This is a genomic window from Streptomyces sp. ME02-8801-2C, from assembly GCF_033793965.1.
Taxonomy (GTDB): Bacteria; Actinomycetota; Actinomycetes; order Streptomycetales; family Streptomycetaceae; genus Streptomyces.
This window is the reverse complement of sequence record NZ_JARAXP010000003.1, coordinates 267,656-286,137: the sequence shown is the minus strand read 5'-3', so window position 1 is coordinate 286,137 and position 18,482 is coordinate 267,656. Positions and strand designations below refer to the sequence as shown.

Here is an 18,482-nt window from a genome sequence, read left to right as displayed (position 1 = left end):
CTCCTGAGGGTTCATCACCGTGACGACCAGGGAGCGCCCGTCCCGGCGCGCGGCGGCGACCAGCGTGTTGCCCGCCTTGCTGGTGTAGCCGTTCTTGACGCCGATCATCCCCCGGTAGCGACTGACGCCGTTGGCGCCGGACAGCAGCCGGTTGGTGTTCTGGATCTCGTACGACGAGCCGCCCCCGCCCGGGAACCTGGCCCGGACCGTGCCGCAGTAGTCGGCGAAGTCCGCGTTGCGCAGGCCGGCCCGCCCGAACACCGCGAGGTCGTACGCCGACGACACCTGCCCCGAGGTGTCGTAGCCGTCGGGCGAGCGGACGTGGGTGTCGCGGGCGCCCAGGGAGCGGGCCTTGGCCTGCATCCGGACGGCGGTGTCGCGCCAGCCCCCGCTCATGGCGGCCAGCACGTGCACGGCGTCGTTCCCGGAGTTGAGGAACACCCCCCGCCACAGGTCGGACACCCGGTAGGTGCGCCCCGCCGCGACCCCGACCAGACTGCTGCCGGCGCCGACCCCCGCCAACTCGGCCTCGGTGACCTTGTGTCGCAGGCCCGCGGGCAGCGTGGGCAGCACCGTGAGGGCGAAGAGTGTCTTGAGCGTGCTGGCCGGCGGCAGTTTCCGGTGCGCGTTGTGCGCGGCGAGCACCTCACCGGTACCGGCGTCGGCCACCAGCCACGACAGCGCGGACACGTCCCGGGGAAGCCGGGGCGCGCCGGAGCGGAGCCGGGCGTGGGTGCCCGTGCGGTACAGCAGTCGCGTGTCCGTCGCCGTCGGGGTGCCGGGGTCGGCAGCGGTGCGGGCGGACGCCGGGACGGGCGCGAGCGCCAGCACGCCCGTCACGGACAGCGCACAGCAGGAGGCGGCAATCCGGGAAGAGAATCTGATGGTCATACCGCAAACGTAAGAATGGACGTGCCGAACGCGGCGCTGCCGGGGCCGAGGACGGGTCCCGAACACCCGGATGCCGCACACGGGAGGCATGCGGGAGAGACCTGAGCGGCCGACGCGGTGTCTACGCAGCGGGCAGCGTCGGCTGGATCCGCCGCAGGAAGGTCGCGTTGTCGGGCGTGTCACGGAGCCGCTCGAGGAGGGTTTCCAGGCCCGACTGGCCGTCTCGCGACTGCAGGGCCCGCCGCAGCCCCTGTACGGTCGTCAACTCGGCCGGGGACAGCAGGAGTTCCTCGCGACGGGTGCCGGAGGAGTTGATGTCCACGGCCGGGTAGACCCGACGGGACGCCGGCTCGCGGCTCAGCCGCAGTTCCAGGTTGCCGGTGCCTTTCAACTCCTCGAAGAAGAAGTCGTCGGCGCGAGAGCCGGTCTCCACCAGGGCCGTGGCGAGGATCGTGAGCGAACCGCCCTCCTCGGCCAGGCGCGCGGCCCCGAACAGCCGCTTCGGCCCGAGGATGGCCGCGGCGTCGACCCCGCCGCTGAGGGTGCGGCCACCGGAGGCCGCCGCGTTGTTGTGGGCCCTGCACAGCCGGGTCAGGGAGTCCAGGAGGATGACGACGTCCTCGCCCGCCTCGACGAGCCGCTTGGCCCGCTCGACGACGAGTTCGGCGAGCGCGATGTGCTGCTTGGGCGTCTTGTCGAAGGTCGAGGAGTACACCTCGCCGCGCACGGAGCGCCGCATGTCGGTCACCTCCTCGGGCCGCTCGTCGAGCAGCACCACCATCAGGCGGCACTCGGGGTGGTTGCCGGCGACGGCCGCCGCGACCTGCTGGAGCAGCACGGTCTTGCCGGTCTTGGGCGGGGCCACGATCAGCCCGCGCTGGCCCTTGCCGACGGGTGCGATCAGATCGGTGACACGGCCGGTGAGTCCGGCCGCCGGGTGTTCGAGGCGGAGCCGGTCGCGGGGGTGCAGCGGGGTGAGGTCGTGGAAGTGGCGACGGCCGCGCAGCTCCCCGGGCGTACGGCCGTTGACGAGCCCGACCTCGGTCAGGGCCCGCTGGCCGCCCTGTGCGCCGACGACGAGGTCACCCTTGCGCAGGCCGTGGCGGCGGATGAGCGCGGGGGAGACCTGGAGGTCGGTGGGTGCGGGCAGGCAGCTGTCGGCGGCCCGCAGACAGCCCTTCCCGTTGCCGTCGATGTCGAGGACACCGGTCGCGATCCGGGCCGGGGGCAGTTGTGCCACAGGGGGGTGTTCGAGTGTGGTGGTCATGGTCGGAGAGTCCTTTCAAGGACGAGGACGCATGCCGCATGAGGCACGCGGAAGGAAGAAGCGGAACGACAACGGGTGAGGAGAGGCCGCGAGAACTGAGCGCACCGAGCGCGCCACGGGCGGCGGGAGAAAAGCTGATGCGCCGATCGGAAACCGACGGGCATGTCAGCGAACTGAGAGGAAACTGGCACCGGCGCCCACAACGGGGCGTACACAAGTGCTGTCAGGACGGTACCACATGTTGGGCGAGTATGGCTGTGAGTTGTGGCTCAGCGGCTCGCGAGGAGCCCGTAGAGCAGCGGGATGCGCGGCTCGGGCAACCGCCACCAGCCCGACGCGGTGCGCTCCATACGGGGCCAGCGCGGCCAGGGCAGTTCGTCGCTCTCGCGCAACCGCCGGATGGTCAGTCCCGCTCCGATCAACGCGTTGACGACCTCGTCGATTCCGTGCATCCACTCGAAACTCTCGGTCGCCCCCGCCACCGCCGGCCCGTCGGTATAAGTGAACGTCGCGTCGCGGTGCACGGCACCCCGCGCGCCCAAGTAGTCGTGCCGCAAAAGGAGTTCACCGGTGTCGCCCGGAGCGGGCTTGGGGCCCAGCGAGTTGAGCAGCGGATGGAACTCCACGATGTACAACAGGCCACCGGGGCGCAGGAGTTGAGCGATCGTCTCCGCCCAGCCCGACAGGTCGGGCAGATAGCACAGCGCGCCCTTCCCGGTGTACACGATGTCGAACCGCCGCTCACCGAGGGCCTGGACGGCGTCGTACACGTTCGCCCGTACGTAGCTCACGTCGAGGCCCGCCTTCGCCGCGATGCCCCGGGCGGCCGTCACGGACGCCTCGGAGAAGTCGAGCCCGACGGCCCGCGCCCCGCGTTCGGCGAAGGCGAGGGTCTCCGTGCCGAGGTGACACTGGAGGTGCAGCACATCGCGGTCGGCCAGTGCGCCGAGGTCGTCCCACTCCCAGGGGGCGAACCAGCGCGACGGATCGAGGCTCTCGCCCAGGCCGTAGAAACGGCTGGCGAGATGGACGGGGGTGCGGGCGTCCCAGTTGGCTTCGTTGGCCCGCATCATCCGCGCGTGCTCGTCGGCGGTCATGGAGCCATCCAACCAAAACGCGCCCGCCGCCGAAGCACGGACGCGTCCCTTCGGCCGGATCTGTCGGCCGCCCCCCTCAGGCGGACCCGGCGGCCCGCGCCTCCTGTGCGATCTGTTCGAACTGGGCGCCCATGGCCGCCGCCAGCTCCTGCGCGGCCGACAGCGGGCGGACCATGACCGTCAGTTCGTCGATCAGACCGTTCTCGTCCAGGTGCAGGAAGTCGCAGCCCTGCAGCTCGCGCCCGCCGACCCGCGCGCTGAACACCAGCGCGTGGTCACGGCTGTCGGGCGCGCCGATCTCCCGCTCGTACCGGAAGTCCTCGAAAACCCGGATCACCGCACGCAAGATCGCCGCGGTGATGGCCTTCCCTGCGTACGGCCGGAACACGACCGGACTGGTGAACACGATGTCCTCCGCCAACAGAGCCTCGACGGCGTCGAGATCACGGGCGTCGACTGCCTCACGAAATGCGCGCATCGGCTCACCCTAAGGGGTGAACCGTCCGAGTGGGCGTTCTGGGCGCCGACCCGAGGACTCCTTCTAAGCTGGGCCGATGTTCAGCCCCGAAGGTCCGACGATCCGTGAACTCGCCGTGCAGGCGCTGTCGTCCGTGGAGCACGGCTACGACCTGCTCGCGGCGAAGTTCGACCACACGCCGTTCCGCACCCCGGACACGATCCTCGACGCGGTGACGTCGGCGCTCGGCCCGCTCGGGACCTTCGACGACGGCCTCGACCTGTGCTGCGGCACCGGCGCCGGTCTGGCGGTGCTGGAACGGGTGTGCCGGGGGAGCGTCACCGGCATCGACATCAGCGCGGGCATGCTGGAAGTGGCCAGGCAGCGAAAGGGGACGGGCGAAGGGGCCGAGGGACCGCGTGTCTTCCTCGTCCGCGGCGACGCCCGCGCCCTGCCCTTCGCCTCCGCCCCCTCGGCCGCCCCCGCCTTCGATCTGGTGGTCAGCTTCGGCGCGTTCGGGCACTTCCTGCCGGACGAGCTGCCCGGACTGTTCGCCCAAGTCCATTCCGTACTGCGGCAGGGCGGGCGCTTCGCCTTTCCCATCGTCGCTCCGGCCCGCCCGGGAACGCCCGCCTACTGGGCGCTGCTGGGGTTCGACACGGTGATGAGGGTGCGCAACGCCGTCTGGCGGCCACCGTTCGTCATGTACTACCGGGACTTCCGACTGGCCGACGTACGAAGGGAGTTGACGCACGCCGGCTTCGACGTCGAGACCGTCGCCCTGCCCGAGTTCGGGCGACGTCCGGACGGCAGTCCGCGCTGCCGGATGGTGGTGGCGACGCGGACCGCCGGCGGGTACCCGGTCAGCTCTTGATGAACTCCAGCAGGTCGGCGTTGAACGCCTTCTCGAAGTCGCCCACCAGGCCGTGCGGGGCGCCCGGGTAGACCTTCAGCGTCGAGTCCTTGACCAGCTGGGCCGCCTTCTCCGCCGAGGCGGCGATCGGCACGATCTGGTCGTCGGCGCCGTGCGCGATCAGCGTCGGTACGTCGATGCGGCCCAGGTCCTCGGTGAAGTCGGACTCCGAGAACTGCTTGACGCAGTCGTAGGCCGCCTTCAGCCCGACCTGCATGCTCCACAGCCAGAACGCGCGCCGCATGCCCTCGGACGGGGTCGCGTCCGGGCGGTTGAAGCCGAAGAAGGCCTCGCTGAGGTCCCAGTAGAACTGCGAACGGTCCGCCTCGACACCCGCCCGGATGCCGTCGAAGGCCTCCATGGGCGTGCCCTCGGGGTTGGCGTCCGTCTTCAGCATCAGCGGAGGTACCGCGCCGAGCAGGACGACCTTGGCGACCCGGGCCGTGCCGTGCCGGCCGATGTAGCGGGTCACCTCGCCGCCGCCGGTGGAGTGGCCGACGAGGATAACGTTGTCGAGGTCCAGCGACTCGATCAGTTCGCCCAGGTCGTCCGCGTACTGGTCCATGTGGTTGCCCTGCCACGGCTGCGCGGAACGGCCGTGCCCCCGCCGGTCGTGCGCGACGGCCCGGAAGCCGTTCTCGGCGACCAGACGGGCCTGACCGTCCCATGCGTCCGCGTTCAGCGGCCAGCCGTGGCTGAACACCACCGGCTGCCCCGTCCCCCAGTCCTTGAAGAAGATCTCGGTTCCGTCGGAGGTGGTGAAGGTGCTCATGAATGCCTTTCGCGTGGAGACGTCATCCGACGGACGCGCGGTCCGCACTGTCTGCGGTACGCCGTCGGATGTCATGTCTCGAACCTATGCGCACGCCGCCTTCACCGAATCTGTCATCCGACTGCACCTGGCATCCATCCGGTACGACCCACTTGTGCCCTGTGGTCCTTACCTGGGGTCAGAGCGCGCTGTACAGCGCGTCGATGAGTGCCATCTTGCGTGGGTCGTCGGCGATATGGGGCCCCATGCGGTTCATGACATACCCCAGGGACACTCCGCCGTCCGGGTCGGCCAGGCCGCAGGAACCGCCGAAGCCGTCATGGCCGTACGCCCTCGGATTCGGCCCGTAGGAGCCGTTGGGTCCACTGAGCCACAGCCCGAGCCCGATCTCCGTCTCGTGGTCGAAGCCCGCGCCGAGCACCAGGTCGCGGCAGCTGCCCTGCCCCTCGCGCACCCGCTCGGCCGACTCGGGGGAGAGGATGCGGCGTCCGCCGTACGAGCCCTGTCCCGCGAACACTCCGTACAGGGCGGCGATCGCGCGCGCCGTACCGTGGCCGTTGGCCGCCGGTATCTCGGCGGCCCGCCACCCGGGGCTGTTCGCCTCGGCCGCGCCCGCGAGCGGATTGGCCAGGGCGGCGATCGCGGCAGGCGTCAACTGGGCGAAGATCGCGGCCTGTTCGCTGCTGGAGGCGGCCGGGGGCTGCACCAGCTCGGCGGCCCGCCCGGCCTCCTTCTCCGGCAGTCCGAGGCGGAAGTCGATGCCCAGCGGCCCGGTCACCTCGCGCTCCAGGAAGGCGCCCGGCAGCAGCCCCGACACCCGGCGGACCACCTCGCCGACCAGGAAGCCGTAGGTGATCGCGTGATAGCCGGACTGTGTCCCCGGCTCCCACCAGGGCTCCGTCGCCGCCAGCCGACTGGTCGTCAGCTCCCAGTCGTAGAGCTCCGCCAGCGAGTGCGGCTCCCGCAGGCCGGACAGGCCCGAGCGGTGCGACAGCAGATGCCGTACGAGGACGCCCTCCTTGCCGGCCGCCGCGAACTCCGGCCAGTACGTGGCCACCGGGGCGTCGAGGTCGAGCAGTCCCCGGTCGGCGAGAATGTGCGCGCACAGCGCCGTCGGCCCCTTCGACGTCGACCACACGTTGACGAGCGTGTCGTGCTCCCACGCGCGCGTGCGCCCCGAGTCGGCCCAGCCGCCCCACAGGTCGACCACGGTTTCGCCGCCGACGGTGACGCTCACCGCGGCGCCCAGCTCCTCGCGGTCGCGGAAGTTCTCCTCGAACGCCGTGCGTACCGCCGCGAAGCGTGCGTCGCAGTCGCCGTGAACGAGTGGGACGTGCTCGGACATGGGCCCTCCGTGGTTCGCCGGAACACCGGGCCACGACGCTGTGACCCGGCACCGATGAACATACCGACTGGTCGGATCGCGCGGAAGGCGTCGGAGTCGACCAGTCGGCTACCGGCCCGTCAGGCGTACGAGCGCAGCCAGCTCATCTTCGTCGCCTCCTGGTAGGGGCCGCCGCCCTCGTGGTCGTTGAAGTCGTAGACCTCGACCTTCTTGTCGTCGTGCGCCCAGGCGTTGAACGCGGCGAACACCGTGGAGGGCGGGCAGGTCTGGTCCTCCAGGGCCGTCGAGAAGAGTGCCGGGGACCGGCCGCGGGCCGCGAAGTGCACGCCGTCGAAGTAGGCGAGCGTCTTCAGCGCGTCGGCCGTACGGCCGCGGTGGGTCTTGAGATAGCTGCCGATCTCGCGGTAGGGGTGGCGGTCCGTGAGGGTCGCCGCCCGCGGGAAGTCGCACAGGAACGGCACGTCCGGGGCGACCGCGACCAGGTCCGGGACCAGCCCGCCGACCGCGATCGTGATCCCGCCGCCCTGGCTGGAGCCCAGGGCCACCGTGCGCGCCGCGTCGACGAGCGGATGCGAACGGGCCGCCTCCACCGCGCGCACCGCGTCCGTGTAGACCCGCCGGTAGTAGTAGTTCTCGGGAGCGTCGATGCCACGGGTCATGAACCCGGGGTACGAGGGCGCGTTGCCCACCGGGTCAGCCGTACCGCCACCGCCGCCCCAGGCGCTGCCCTGGCCGCGTGTGTCCATGGCGAAGTGGGCCCGGCCGGTCGACGCCCACAGCAGGTTCTCGTGCGGCAGACCGCGTCCGCCGCCGTACCCGATGAACTCCACGACCACCGGGAGCGGCTCGGAGGCGCCCGCGGGCAGCCGCAGCCAGCCCTTCACCGGGTGGCCGCCGAATCCGGCGAACGTCACGTCGTACACGTCGACCGTGGTCAGACCCGTGTCCACCGGTTCGAAACGGGCGTCCAGGTCGTGTTCCCGGGTCTCCTGGAGCGTCTTGGACCAGAAGGCGTCGAAGTCCTCGGGCTCCGCGGACGCGCTGCGGTACTCGATGAGTTCGTCGAGGGGGAGGTCGAACTGGGCCATGCAGGACCACCTTCGCGGGTAGTGGCAAGCGCTTGCGGATGATCACACCGTACGTGGGAGGACCCGCGACCCGCCAGGCCGCGACCCCTCGGCCGGAAGCCCCTCGTGGACCGCGCACCTCTACGATGACGCCCATGCCGACTGCTGTGGAACTGCTGGTCAGGGATGCCGAACTGCTCGTCGTGGACGGCGCGCGCGAGATTCCCGGCGGGTGGGTCGCCGTCGACGGCGGGCGCGTCACCGCCGTGGGCACTCCCGGGACCGAGCCCGAGGCGCTGCGAGTCGTGTCGGCGGCCGGGCGACTCGTCACCCCTGGCCTGATCAACACCCACCACCACATCTACCAGAACCTCACCCGCTCCTACGCGCCCGCCGTGGGCGGCACCCTCTTCGACTGGCTGACCACCCTCTACCCGCTGTGGGCCGCACTCGACGAGGAGGCGGCGTACGTTTCCGCGTACGTCGGCATGGCCGAACTCCTCATGGGCGGCTGCACCACCTCCTCCGACCACCTGTACGTCCACCCGCGTCCCGGGCTCGTCGACGCCGAGATCCGTGCCGCCCGCGACATCGGCTTCCGCTTCCACGCCACCCGCGGTTCGATGACCCGGTCCGTGGAGGACGGCGGTCTGCCGCCCCGGAGCGTCACCCAGACCGAGGACGAGGTCCTCGCCGACAGCGAGCGGCTGATCAAGGCCCACCACGACCCGCAACCGGGCGCGCTGATCCGGGTCGCCCTCGCTCCCTGCTCGCCCTTCTCGGTGACCAAAGAGCTCATGACCGCCACCGCCGAACTCGCCGAGCGGTACGACGTACGCCTCCACACGCATCTCGCGGAGGACCACGACGAGGACACGTACTGCCTGGAGACCTACGGCTGCCGGCCCGTCGAGTACTTCGAGGAGGCCGGGTGGATGAGCGACCGCACCTGGGTCGCGCACTGCATCTATCCGAACGACGCCGAACTGCGCCGACTGGCCGATGCGGGCGTCGGCGTCGCGCACTGCCCCAGCTCCAACATGCTCATCGGCGGCGGCACCGCCCGCGTGAAGGAGATGCGCGAACTGGGACTGCCCGTCGGCATCGGCTGCGACGGCTCCGCCTCCACCGACCACGCCTCGCTCTGGATGGAGACACGCGGCGCCCTGCTCCTCGGCCGCTACCGGGGCGGCCCGGGTGCGATGACCGCGCGCGACGCCCTCGACATCGCCACCCGGGGCTCGGCGCGCTGTCTCGGACGTGCCGACGAACTCGGGCACCTGCGGCCCGGGGCCTGCGCCGACCTGGTCGTCTGGGACCTGCACGAGGTCGCGCTCGCCGGTGCGCTCAGCGACCCCGTGGAGGCGTGGCTGCGCTGCGGACCGGCCCGCGCGTGGACGACGGTGGTCGCCGGACGCGTCCTCGTCGACCGGGGCGAACCCGTCCTCCCGGGACTGCGGGACGCGCTCACCGACCATGGCCGGATCGCCCGCCGGATGCAGGAGATGGCATAGAGACGTATGGATTACGGCCGCCGTCCCGTCCACTCCGGTTCCGTGCGCGCCCACGCGCGTTCCCATTCCCCGAGCCGACGCTGAACGACCGTACGGCGTAAGGCGGTTCGGGTGACGAGGACCAGTCCGGCGGTCACGCCGGTGGCGCAGATGCCCACGGCCACCGTGTGCTGCCGGACCGCGGCGGCGCCCGGCGGCGGGGCGACGATCCGTCCCCGCCGGTCGAGCCACAGATCGACGGTGTCACCGCGGCGTGTACCGGCCGGCACATGTGCCGTCGCCGCGCGCGTCCCCGCCCCGGGTTCCGTCCACAGCACCCGCACGCGGTACAGGTACTGACGGCCGGCGAGCGCGGGAGGCGCCGCCCCCGTTCCGGCCGCGGCGACGGCCACCGCGTGGACGCGATGACGCTCGGCACGCTGTGCCGTGACCGTCGCCCGCCCTTCGTCGTACGCCCAGCGTGCCGTGAGCAGTCCGACCAGGGGCGCGCCGACGAACAGCGTCACGGCGAGGACGAGCCTCGTCCACGCCTCCACGACGTCCGATCGGCGCCGCAGCGGATTGCGCCGCCGGCGCAGGCCGGACACGCGCGTCAGCCCTGGGACCCCCACCCGCCCATCGTCACCCGTGACAGCGCGCGAACGGGAGCCGCGCACGAGAGTCAGCGCGCACGACGGGCTCGCGCCCCCGTGGGCCCGGCGCACCACCCGGGCCGAGGCCCGGTCCCGGCCTCAGCCGAAGCGTTCGATCCGGATCCGGTCCACGGGCTGGCCCGCCGCCACCAGCAGACGTGAGGCGTGCTCGGCGAACGCGTTGGAGCCGCACACATACGCCTCCCAGCCACCCGGCGGCTGCTCGGCCGCCAGCACCGATGCCACCTGGGAGCCCGCCAGCCTGCCGACCGGCACCCCTGCGGGCGCCCGGCGGGTGAAGACGGGCGTGGTCTCGGCCCCGTACTCCCGCGCGTAGATCAGCTCTTCGGGGCCACGCGCGGACACCAGCAGCCGCAGGGGCACGGTCAGGCCGCGCGCCCGGTGGTGGCGGACCATCGACATCAGCGGTACGACCCCGGAGCCGGCGCCGATCAGCAGCGCGGGCCGGTCGCCCGGCCAGGCGAAGAAGCCGCTGAGCGGGCCGCGCACCTCCACCTCGTCGCCGGGTTTGGCCACCGTGTGGAACCAGCCGGAGACCTCACCGCCCTCGACGTGGTCCAGGGTCAGTTCGATGTGACCGGCGTCGTCCGGCGGTGACGCGATCGAATAGTGGCGCTGGGCCGTGTAACCGTCGTCGGCCCGCAGCCGCAGCATCAGATGCTGGCCGGGCAGATGACCCGCCCAGCCGGGCACCGCGAACCGGAAGGTGGACGCGTGGGGCGTCTCCCGGCGGACCTCGGTGAGCGTCGCCGTCTGCCAGTGGGCCGCCGCACGATTGCTGACGGCGATCCGGCCGGGCACCGCGAACCGGGTGGGCGGGACAAAGGTCTCAGTCACCGGAGTACCTCTGTTCCTCCCAGGGGTTGCCGCGCGCGTGATAGCCGTTCTGCTCCCAGAACCCCGGCTCGTCGTGGTCGAGGAGGCGCAGGCCCGCGATCCACTTGGCGCTCTTCCAGAAGTACAGATGGGGCACCAGCAGCCGTGCCGGGCCACCATGCTCGGCGGGCAGCGGTCGGCCCTCGTACTCCCAGGCGATCCACGCCCGGCCGCCGGTCAGATCGGCGAGCGGGAGGTTCGTGGTGTATCCGGTGTGCGAGTAGGCGACGGCGTGCGTGGCGGACGCGTCCGGCCGTACCGCGTCGAGGAACGCGTCCAGGGACACACCCCCGAAGCGCACCCCGAACTTCGACCAGCTCGTCACACAGTGGATGTCACCCTCGTACGCCGACGCGGGCAGCGCGTGGGCCTCGGCCCAGTCCCAGGTGCGGGGTTCGGCCACCAGGCCGTCGATCCGGAAGGACCAGTCCGCGGGCGCGAGATCGGGGGTGACCTCGGCGGACAGGACGGGCCACTCGTCGCCCGCGTCGTACTGGCCGGGCGGCAGACCGGCGTTGTGGACGCGGGGGCGTCCGGTGAAGCCTCGGGTGACGTTCATGGGGTGGATGCCTCACGGTCAGGCCTGGTCAGGGGGTCGCGTACCACCGTACGGGGTCGGCGTGCGTGCCCCGGACGCCGGGCCCGCGGCGATCATTGCGGGTGTATGAACTCTCCACGGGGCTTCGCACTCACGGGAATAGCGCTCGGGTGACCGACCTTGCCCTTGAGTGCGGATCCTGGTGATCGGTAACCGCTCAGCCGGTTGGTGGACAAGGAAAGTGGGAGCAGATGCCCAAGGCGTACGTCTTCACACGGTTCGGCGGTCCGGAGACCGAGGCGTTGGTCGACGTGGACCGGCCGAGCCCCGGTCCCGGACAACTGCTCGTGGCGGTCCGCGCGGCCGGTGTGAACCCCGTCGACTGGAAGCAGCGCACCGGCTACGCCCGCGCGGGTGGGGCGGCGCGCGAACTGCCCGCCGTCTTCGGCAACGAGGTCGCCGGGGTCGTCACGGAGGTCGGCGAGGACGTCACCGGGTTCGGCGTCGGGGACGAGGTCTTCGGCAACCCGGTCGCCGGCGGCTACGCCGAGTACGCGCTGCTGCCGGTCACGGTGACCGCCCACAAGCCCGCCGCGCTCTCCTTCACGGACGCGGCGACCCTGCCCGTCGCGGCGGCGACCGCGTACGACGGCGTGGGCCAGCTCGCCCTGCCCGAGGGCGCGACCCTGCTGGTCACCGGCGCGGGCGGCGGGGTCGGCGCCGCGATCGTCCAGATCGCCCGGACCCGGGGACTGCGGGTCGTCGGCGTCGCGAGTGACGGCAAGAAGGACTTCGTCGAGTCGCTGGGCGCGGTGCATGTGCCGTCCGGCCCCGGACTGGCGGAGCGGGTGCGGGCGGCGGCCCCGGAGGGTGTCGACGGCGTGTACGACGTCGTCGGCGGCGAGGTGCTCGCTGAGGCGGCGACCCTGCTGACCGACCGCGCGAAGCTGGTCACGGTGGGCGCGTCCGCGGAGGCCGTGGAGGAGCTGGGCGGCGCCCGGGTCGTCCGAGCCCGTAACGCCGCCGTCCTCGAGGCGGTCGCGGACCTCGTCGTACGCGGCGACCTGACCCCGCATGTGACCGGCACCTTCCCGCTGGACCGGGCCGACGAGGCCCTGCGCACGGTCGAGGAGGGCCACGCGCGCGGCAAGACGGTCATCGTCGTCGAGACGGCGGCCGGTGTCGACGCAGAGTCTGAGGCCGACTCCGTGGCCGGCATCGAGGCGGGCGCATGAGCTCGGCGCACCCGCTCGACCAGCCCGCGCTCGCCGCGCTCACCGGCCCGCACGCCCACTTCGCCGAATGGCGGGGCCGGATCGTTCGCTACCCCGTCGACGTGACGCCCTGGCTCGCCCTGCCCGCCGACCTGGACGACCGCGACTGGGCGGACCTCGCCGCGCTCGCCGGTCCCGGGCAGGACGTGCCGCTGCTCGGCTTCCAGGGGCGTGTCCCGGACGGCTGGGAGATCACCTTCCACGCGGAGGGCGTGCAGTTCGTGGACGACGGACTGGCCGCCGCCCCGGACCCGGAAGCGGTGGAACTGGGCCCGGAGGACGTGCCCGAGATGCTCGACCTCGTCGCCCGCACCCGCCCCGGCCCCTTCCTGCCCCGCACCGTCGAACTCGGCACCTACCTCGGGGTCCGCCGGGGCGGCGCGCTCGTCGCGATGGCGGGGGAGCGGCTGCACCCGCCGGGCTGGACCGAGATCAGCGCCGTCTGCACCGACCCCGCCGTCCGCGGCGAGGGCCTCGCCACCCGGCTGATCCTCGCCGTCGCCCACGGCATCCGCGCCCGCGGCGAAACCCCCTTCCTGCACACCGCCGCCGACAACACCAACGCCATCCGGCTGTACGAGTCCCTGGGCTTCCGGCTGCGCCGCACCACCGCGTTCATGGGTGCCCGGGTGCCCGAACACCTGGGTGGCGAGCGGCAGTTGGCCGTTTCCTAGCGATGTCGGGCGCGGTCGGGCGGTCCGCGCCCGACTGTTCGGGTAGTGTTGCCGTCCGGCTGCGGAACGCCCCAGCCGGACATCGTCCCGGGAGGTGAGACCCATTACCGCTGTGTCAGGTCGGGTGCTCTCACCTCAAGGCAGCGCGGACCGCCTCCGCTAGGCGACCGCGAGAGCGCCCTTCGGCTTTCGAAAGGCTCTCCATTCAATGTCCCCCAGTTCTTCTTCGCCCGCCTCCACCCCGGACCCCGTCGTCGCCGCCCTGCGGGCCGCCGGCTGTGTCTTCGCCGAGGACGAGGCACGGCTGATACTCGCCACTGCCCGTGATCCGCAGGAGCTGGCAGACATGGTCGCCCGCCGCGCCTCGGGCCTGCCGCTCGAACACGTCCTCGGCTGGGCCGAGTTCGGCGGACTGCGCATCGCCGTCGAGGCCGGTGTCTTCGTGCCGCGCAGACGCACCGAGTTCCTGGTCGCCGAGGCCCTCGCCCAGGCCCCGGACGCCTCCGTCGTCGTGGACCTGTGCTGTGGCTCTGGCGCGGTCGGCGCCGCGCTGGCCGCCGCACTCACCGGCGTCGAACTGCACGCCGCCGACATCGACCCCGCGGCCGTGCGCTGTGCCCGCCGCAATGTCGCCGCGTACGGCGGCCACGCCCACGAGGGCGACCTGTTCGACGCCCTGCCCGCCCACCTGCGCGGCCGGGTCGGCATCCTCGCTGCCAACGTGCCCTACGTCCCCACCGACGAGGTCGGTCTGCTGCCCCCGGAAGCGCGCGACCACGAACCCCTGGTCGCCCTGGACGGCGGCGGCGACGGCCTCGACGTACTGCGCAGGGTCGCCGCCGGGGCCCGCCGGTGGCTGGCCCCCGGCGGCTGCCTCCTCATCGAGACGAGCGAACGCCAGGCACCGTCCGCGATCGAGGCGTTCGAGGCAGGCGGCCTGGCCACGCGGCTCGCGATCTCCGAGGAGCCGTACGCGACCGTGGTGATCGGCGTCGGCCACTAGACACGCCGGGCGGCCGCCGGCCGTCCGCGCGAGCACTCTCGCGTGGGAGACCGGCGGCCGTTGTGCGGGCCGGGCTCAGAGCCGGTGGGGCTTGGCACGCCGCCGCAGTACCCAGGCCGCCGCCACCGCACCGCACACGACCAGTGCGCCGCCCGCCGCCAGGGTGAGGGTGCCGTAGTCCTTGGCGGCACCGCCGAGTCCGCCCATGACACCCCGGCTGGGAGCGGAGGCCGTGGCGGAGATGGTGGGCGTCGAGGTGGGGACGACGGGTGTCGGGGCGATGCTGACGATGACCGCCTGGGAACCGGCGGTGTCACCGTTCGCACAGCGCACGGTGACGGTGTGGGTGCCGACCGGGACATCGGACCAGACGGCGGACTGACTGGTGCTCGTCCCGGAGAGCGTCACCACACGCCCGTCGTTGAAGGCCCGCTGGCTGCTGTTGAGGAGCGAGGCGCTGCCGTAGCCGCTGCCGCTGCTGGTGAGGCAGGCGCTGGTGGTCACCGAGACCGTCGACCCGCTGGTGCTCACCGAGATCCCGGCCGCCGAAGCGGTCTGGGCGGTGAGGGCGAGCGGAAGGACGGAGATGGCCGCCACGGTCAGGCCGGATCGGAGGAGGAGTGGAACGGTTCGCATGTGGACTGCCCTCCGGCGGCACGGTTGGCGGTACGTCCCATGCGCCGCCGAGGGGTCGGGGATCGCCCGTGCTGCCTCGGGGCCAGCCAACGTGCCCCCGCCCGGGGCCGCACCCGGACGGCCACCGGGCAGGTGACGGATTCATTCGTACGGCGGACCGCCGATGCGCCGTGCGGGCGACCCGGACCCGACCCCGGTGGCGTCGCCCTACGGCGCCGTCGTCACGGACCGCTCCGCCGAGAACCCGCCCCAAGTGCCGTCCGGCAGCCGTGCCCTGATCCGCACTCGGTGGACGGTCCCGGCTTCGCGGCCCACGTAGAAGCTGTACGACGCCCGTCCGCGCGGACCGGGCCCACCCCACACGAGGGAGGTCGCCGGACGTCCGTCCAGATGGATGCCGTACTCCGTGATCACACCGTCCGCACGCGGCGGAACCCAGGACAGGTCGAGGTAGTACGCCCCGTCGGAGCGATGGGTCGCCGCACGGAAACCGGTGGGGGCGGTGGCGCGGCCGGCGTCGGTGCCCGGCGCGGTGGTCAGCCGTACGGGGGCAGCGGCGGGGGAGACGTTGTCGGCGGCGTCGCGCGCCCGGACGGTGAAGGCGTAGTCGGTGCCCGGCCGCAGCCCGGTGACCACGGCCGCCGTCCGGTCCCCGCCCACGGTGTGGATTCTCGCGGCGCCCTGGTAGATGTCGTACGAGACCACACCCCGGTCGTCCGTCGACGGGCCCCACGACAACTCGGCCGACCGGCTGCCGGCCCGGTCGCCCCGCGTACGGCCTGGGCGGGTCGGTGCGGTGGTGTCCGCGGGGGAGGCGGTGGGGGTCGTCGTGCGGACGCCCGCGCTGGGTGGCCCGGAGCGCCCGTCCGTGTTCCGTGCCCGCACGGTGAAGACGTACGCGGTGGACGGCGCGAGCCCGACGACATCCACCATGTGCTCCGGACCGGGCACCTCCCTGACCTTCACCTCGCCCCGGTACACCTCGTACACGGCAGCCTCGGGCCCGCCCGGCGCCCGGTTCCACATCACATGGACGCTGGTCGCACTGCCCGCGGCGGCCGTCACCCCGGCCGGGGCGGGCGGGAGCCGGACCCCCGTACCGCTCCCGCCCCCGCTCCAGGCGCAGGAGACGGTGAGCAGCAGCCCCCCACCGACGACTGTCACGTACCGGGCGACGCGTCGCACAGCTGCCCCTCCTCCGCCCCCCCCGCACGGTATTGGTCCGGACCAATATGGACCCGGTGGGGCGGGCGCACAAGAGGGGCGTGGTTGTCGTACGGCCGTCGCGCTTACGTATGCTGACGCTCATCAAGGCTGAACTCGCCCTGTCGTTGGGGCAGTTCATGTCAGTGGCGCGGAACCGCTGTCGTCGCAGGACCCGCGCCGGCGCGGGCGGCCGGGCGGCCGGAGCCGACACAGGCTCAGACGCCCGGCCCCTGTCGGGAGTTCGGGGCATGCACCGTACGGCCCCCTAACGGTGGCCACGTGATCGGACCGGCACCAGATTGGACCGAGTGTCCGTCAGATCCCCCAGGAGAGGCCTCCTATCGTGCGTGTCCAGACGCTGACGCTCGCCGCGGCCGGCGCCGCCCTGCTCGCTCCGACCACGGTGCCCGGCGCCCTCCACTCGAACGAACCGGTGCGGTACGAGGGCAGCGTCCGGGCCGCCGACCTCCTGGCCAGGGTGCGTGACTGCGCGCCCGTGTCCCACGGCCACTACCGCAGCGACGCCGGAACCCGGGCCGACATCCCTGTCTGCGGGACCGCGGAGGCCGTCTTCTGGAAGGCCGACATGGACATCGACTGCGACGGCAGCCCGGGTCCGCGCTGCAACAGCCGCACCGACCCGTCCTTCGCCGACAGCACCGCCTACCAGCAGTCCGACGGCCGTCAACTGGACCCGGAACGCCTGCCGTTCATCGTCGTACCGGTCGCCAGCAACATCTGGAACCACCGTGACTACGGCATCCGGGGCGGTTCGGTCGCAGCCGTCGTCTACAAGGACCGGGTGCAGTACGCGGTCGTCGGCGACACCGGCCCGCGCGACATCATCGGCGAGGCCTCCTACGCCACCGCCGACGCGCTCGGCATCAACCCCGACCCGCATGGCGGCGGGGCCCCCTACGGAGTCACGTACATCGTCTTCAAGAACTCCAGGGTCTCGCCGATCGAGGACCACGCGGCGGCGGTGGAGACGGGAGAGCGGCTGGCCAAACAGTTCGTTGGCCAGGTCGACGCGTTCGACGACAGCAGCGAGAGCGACCAGAGCGACCGGATCAGCGACAGCGGTGCGAGCGACGTGAGCATCGACAGCAATGTGGCCGACGTGAGCGACGGGGGCATGAACGGCGGCTGAGCCGGCCGCTCGCACGGGCCCCGGCAGGCGCGGCGGGCCGGTCCTCGAACCGTCTCCCGCCGCTTCCACCCCGCCCTCCCTCACACCTTCCGGTACGTGTACGCCTCCGCGGCCGCCGCCTCGACCGCCGCGAGGTCGGCTCCCGTCGACGCCGTGACGACCGCAGCCACCGCGCCCTCGACGAACGGCGCGTCCACCAGCCGGGTCCCTGCCGGGAGTTCGTCGCCCTCCGCCAGCAGCGCCTTCACCGTGAGGACCGCGCTGCCCAGATCCATCAGGACGGCGACTCCGGCCCCCCGGTCCACGGAACGGGCCGCCGCGGTGATCAGCTCGGCGCTCGTGCCGAGCCCGCCGGACTCGGTGCCGCCCGCCGCTGCGACGGGAACGGTCGCACCGGCGCCCACGAGCCCCCGGGCCAGGTCCGCCACCGAGTCGGCCACCGCCGCGCTGTGCGACACCAGTACGACCCCGACCAGCCTCTCGCCGCCCACGCCGTCGCCGTCACTCACCGGCGGTCTCCGCGAGAGCCGCGATCAGCAGCGCCGCCGAGGTGGCCCCCGGATCCTGGTGACCGACGCTGCGCTCGCCGAGATAACTCGCCCTGCCCTTGCGGGCCCGCAGCGGCGTCGTCGCGAGGGCGCCCTGTTCGGCGGCCGTGCGCGCGGCGGCGAACGAGTCACCGAGGGCGTCCACGGCGGGCACCAGAGCGTCGATCATCGTCTTGTCGCCGGGCACCGCACCGCCGAGCGTCATCACCGCGTCCACCCCGGCGCGCAGCGCCTGCGCGAAGTCCGGCGCGCTCACCTCGGCCGCCTCGCCGAGCGCCTTGCCCGTCCGGCGCAGCAGGGTTCCGTACAAGGGTCCGGAGGCGCCGCCGACCGTCGAGATCAGTTGGCGTCCGGCGAGGGTGAGGACGGCGCCCGGCGTGTCGGGCGCGTCCTTCTCCAGGACGTCGGCCACGGCGTTGAAGCCGCGGCGCAGATTGCTGCCGTGGTCGGCGTCGCCGATCGGCGAGTCCAGAGCGGTGAGCCGCTCCGCCTCACGGTCGACGGACACGGCCGTCGCCGTCAGCCAGCGCCGGAAGAAGTCGGCGTCGAGCACAGGGTTCTCCTTGCGTGGTAGGTACGTCGGTTTCGCTGTCGAACCCGG

At 72.5% G+C, this 18,482-nt stretch carries 19 protein-coding genes and 1 pseudogene; 6 read left to right on the top strand and 14 right to left on the bottom strand.

All coding sequences use genetic code 11. The annotated features are described in order from the left end of the window. Positions 1-18: 18 nt before the first annotated feature. The 4 genes and pseudogenes from PV396_RS10350 to PV396_RS10335 all read right to left on the bottom strand — a co-directional run. Positions 19-891, bottom strand: a pseudogene (locus PV396_RS10350) (D-alanyl-D-alanine carboxypeptidase family protein); the annotation flags it as partial. Between the two features lie 121 nt (positions 892-1,012). Beyond that, on the bottom strand, positions 1,013-2,158 hold the full coding sequence (gene rho / locus PV396_RS10345; RefSeq protein ID WP_319202828.1) for a transcription termination factor Rho: 1,146 nt from the start codon (positions 2,156-2,158) through the stop codon (positions 1,013-1,015). A 269-nt stretch (positions 2,159-2,427) separates the two neighbouring features. Next, complete coding sequence (locus tag PV396_RS10340) at positions 2,428-3,255, bottom strand: class I SAM-dependent methyltransferase (protein WP_319202826.1); 828 nt, start codon at positions 3,253-3,255, stop codon at positions 2,428-2,430. Positions 3,256-3,331: 76 nt separating this feature from the next. Then, positions 3,332-3,733, bottom strand: a complete 402-nt coding sequence (locus PV396_RS10335) for a nuclear transport factor 2 family protein (protein WP_319202824.1) — start codon at positions 3,731-3,733, stop codon at positions 3,332-3,334. 76 nt (positions 3,734-3,809) lie between these two features. Here PV396_RS10335 and PV396_RS10330 point away from each other — a divergent pair, with 76 nt between their 5' ends. Beyond that, entirely contained in the window at positions 3,810-4,586 is a 777-nt protein-coding gene (locus PV396_RS10330) for a class I SAM-dependent methyltransferase (RefSeq protein WP_319202822.1), read from the top strand. On the opposite strand, the gene PV396_RS10325 is transcribed toward PV396_RS10330, so the two are convergent. From PV396_RS10325 to PV396_RS10315, 3 genes are all read right to left on the bottom strand, one after another. Then, positions 4,576-5,397: an alpha/beta hydrolase gene (locus PV396_RS10325; protein ID WP_319202819.1), complete on the bottom strand. Its 822-nt coding sequence runs from the start codon at positions 5,395-5,397 to the stop codon at positions 4,576-4,578. The genes PV396_RS10330 and PV396_RS10325 overlap by 11 nt on opposite strands. Positions 5,398-5,575: 178 nt before the next feature. Further along, the gene (locus tag PV396_RS10320; RefSeq protein WP_319202818.1) at positions 5,576-6,742 is read right to left on the bottom strand and encodes a serine hydrolase domain-containing protein; all 1,167 of its coding nucleotides are present in this window, start codon (positions 6,740-6,742) and stop codon (positions 5,576-5,578) included. Between the two features lie 119 nt (positions 6,743-6,861). After that, positions 6,862-7,830, bottom strand: a complete 969-nt coding sequence (locus tag PV396_RS10315) for an acetylxylan esterase (protein ID WP_319202815.1) — start codon at positions 7,828-7,830, stop codon at positions 6,862-6,864. A gap of 134 nt (positions 7,831-7,964) precedes the next feature. Between PV396_RS10315 and PV396_RS10310 the strand changes: the two genes are divergently transcribed. Next, on the top strand, positions 7,965-9,323 hold the full coding sequence (locus PV396_RS10310; protein WP_319202813.1) for an 8-oxoguanine deaminase: 1,359 nt from the start codon (positions 7,965-7,967) through the stop codon (positions 9,321-9,323). 11 nt (positions 9,324-9,334) lie between these two features. On the opposite strand, the gene PV396_RS10305 is transcribed toward PV396_RS10310, so the two are convergent. The 3 genes from PV396_RS10305 to PV396_RS10295 form a co-directional block, all read right to left on the bottom strand. After that, positions 9,335-9,934, bottom strand: coding sequence for a hypothetical protein (locus tag PV396_RS10305; RefSeq protein WP_319202811.1), 600 nt, complete (start codon positions 9,932-9,934; stop codon positions 9,335-9,337). A 120-nt stretch (positions 9,935-10,054) separates the two neighbouring features. Beyond that, on the bottom strand, positions 10,055-10,813 hold the full coding sequence (locus PV396_RS10300; protein ID WP_319202809.1) for a ferredoxin reductase: 759 nt from the start codon (positions 10,811-10,813) through the stop codon (positions 10,055-10,057). After that, complete coding sequence (locus PV396_RS10295; protein ID WP_319202807.1) at positions 10,806-11,411, bottom strand: sulfite oxidase-like oxidoreductase; 606 nt, start codon at positions 11,409-11,411, stop codon at positions 10,806-10,808. Before PV396_RS10295 ends, PV396_RS10300 begins: the two co-directional genes overlap by 8 nt. A gap of 230 nt (positions 11,412-11,641) precedes the next feature. On the opposite strand from PV396_RS10295, the gene PV396_RS10290 reads away from it, so the two are divergent. The 3 genes from PV396_RS10290 (at position 11,642) to PV396_RS10280 (ending at position 14,341) form a co-directional block, all read left to right on the top strand. Beyond that, positions 11,642-12,625: an NADP-dependent oxidoreductase gene (locus PV396_RS10290; protein ID WP_319202805.1), complete on the top strand. Its 984-nt coding sequence runs from the start codon at positions 11,642-11,644 to the stop codon at positions 12,623-12,625. Beyond that, positions 12,622-13,338: a GNAT family N-acetyltransferase gene (locus PV396_RS10285; protein ID WP_319202803.1), complete on the top strand. Its 717-nt coding sequence runs from the start codon at positions 12,622-12,624 to the stop codon at positions 13,336-13,338. The genes PV396_RS10290 and PV396_RS10285 overlap by 4 nt, the downstream gene beginning before the upstream one ends. 208 nt (positions 13,339-13,546) lie before the next feature. After that, entirely contained in the window at positions 13,547-14,341 is a 795-nt protein-coding gene (locus PV396_RS10280) for a putative protein N(5)-glutamine methyltransferase (RefSeq protein ID WP_319202801.1), read from the top strand. A gap of 75 nt (positions 14,342-14,416) precedes the next feature. Here the strand turns inward: PV396_RS10280 and PV396_RS10275 are convergent, their stop codons facing one another. Beyond that, the gene (locus PV396_RS10275) at positions 14,417-14,977 is read right to left on the bottom strand and encodes a hypothetical protein (RefSeq protein WP_319202799.1); all 561 of its coding nucleotides are present in this window, start codon (positions 14,975-14,977) and stop codon (positions 14,417-14,419) included. Positions 14,978-15,184: 207 nt separating this feature from the next. Beyond that, positions 15,185-16,162 carry a fibronectin type III domain-containing protein gene (locus PV396_RS10270; RefSeq protein ID WP_319202797.1) on the bottom strand — a complete coding sequence of 326 codons (978 nt, stop codon included), beginning with the start codon at positions 16,160-16,162 and terminating at the stop codon, positions 15,185-15,187. Between the two features lie 364 nt (positions 16,163-16,526). On the opposite strand from PV396_RS10270, the gene PV396_RS10265 reads away from it, so the two are divergent. After that, positions 16,527-17,333: a glycoside hydrolase family 75 protein gene (locus PV396_RS10265; RefSeq protein WP_319202795.1), complete on the top strand. Its 807-nt coding sequence runs from the start codon at positions 16,527-16,529 to the stop codon at positions 17,331-17,333. 80 nt (positions 17,334-17,413) lie between these two features. Here PV396_RS10265 and PV396_RS10260 read toward each other — a convergent pair whose 3' ends face one another. Further along, a complete protein-coding gene (locus PV396_RS10260) occupies positions 17,414-17,842 on the bottom strand; it encodes a PTS-dependent dihydroxyacetone kinase phosphotransferase subunit DhaM (protein ID WP_416071371.1) in 429 nt (142 codons plus the stop codon). Beyond that, positions 17,835-18,434, bottom strand: coding sequence for a dihydroxyacetone kinase subunit DhaL (dhaL, locus tag PV396_RS10255; RefSeq protein ID WP_319202793.1), 600 nt, complete (start codon positions 18,432-18,434; stop codon positions 17,835-17,837). The genes PV396_RS10260 and dhaL overlap by 8 nt, the downstream gene beginning before the upstream one ends. Positions 18,435-18,482: the final 48 nt, after the last annotated feature.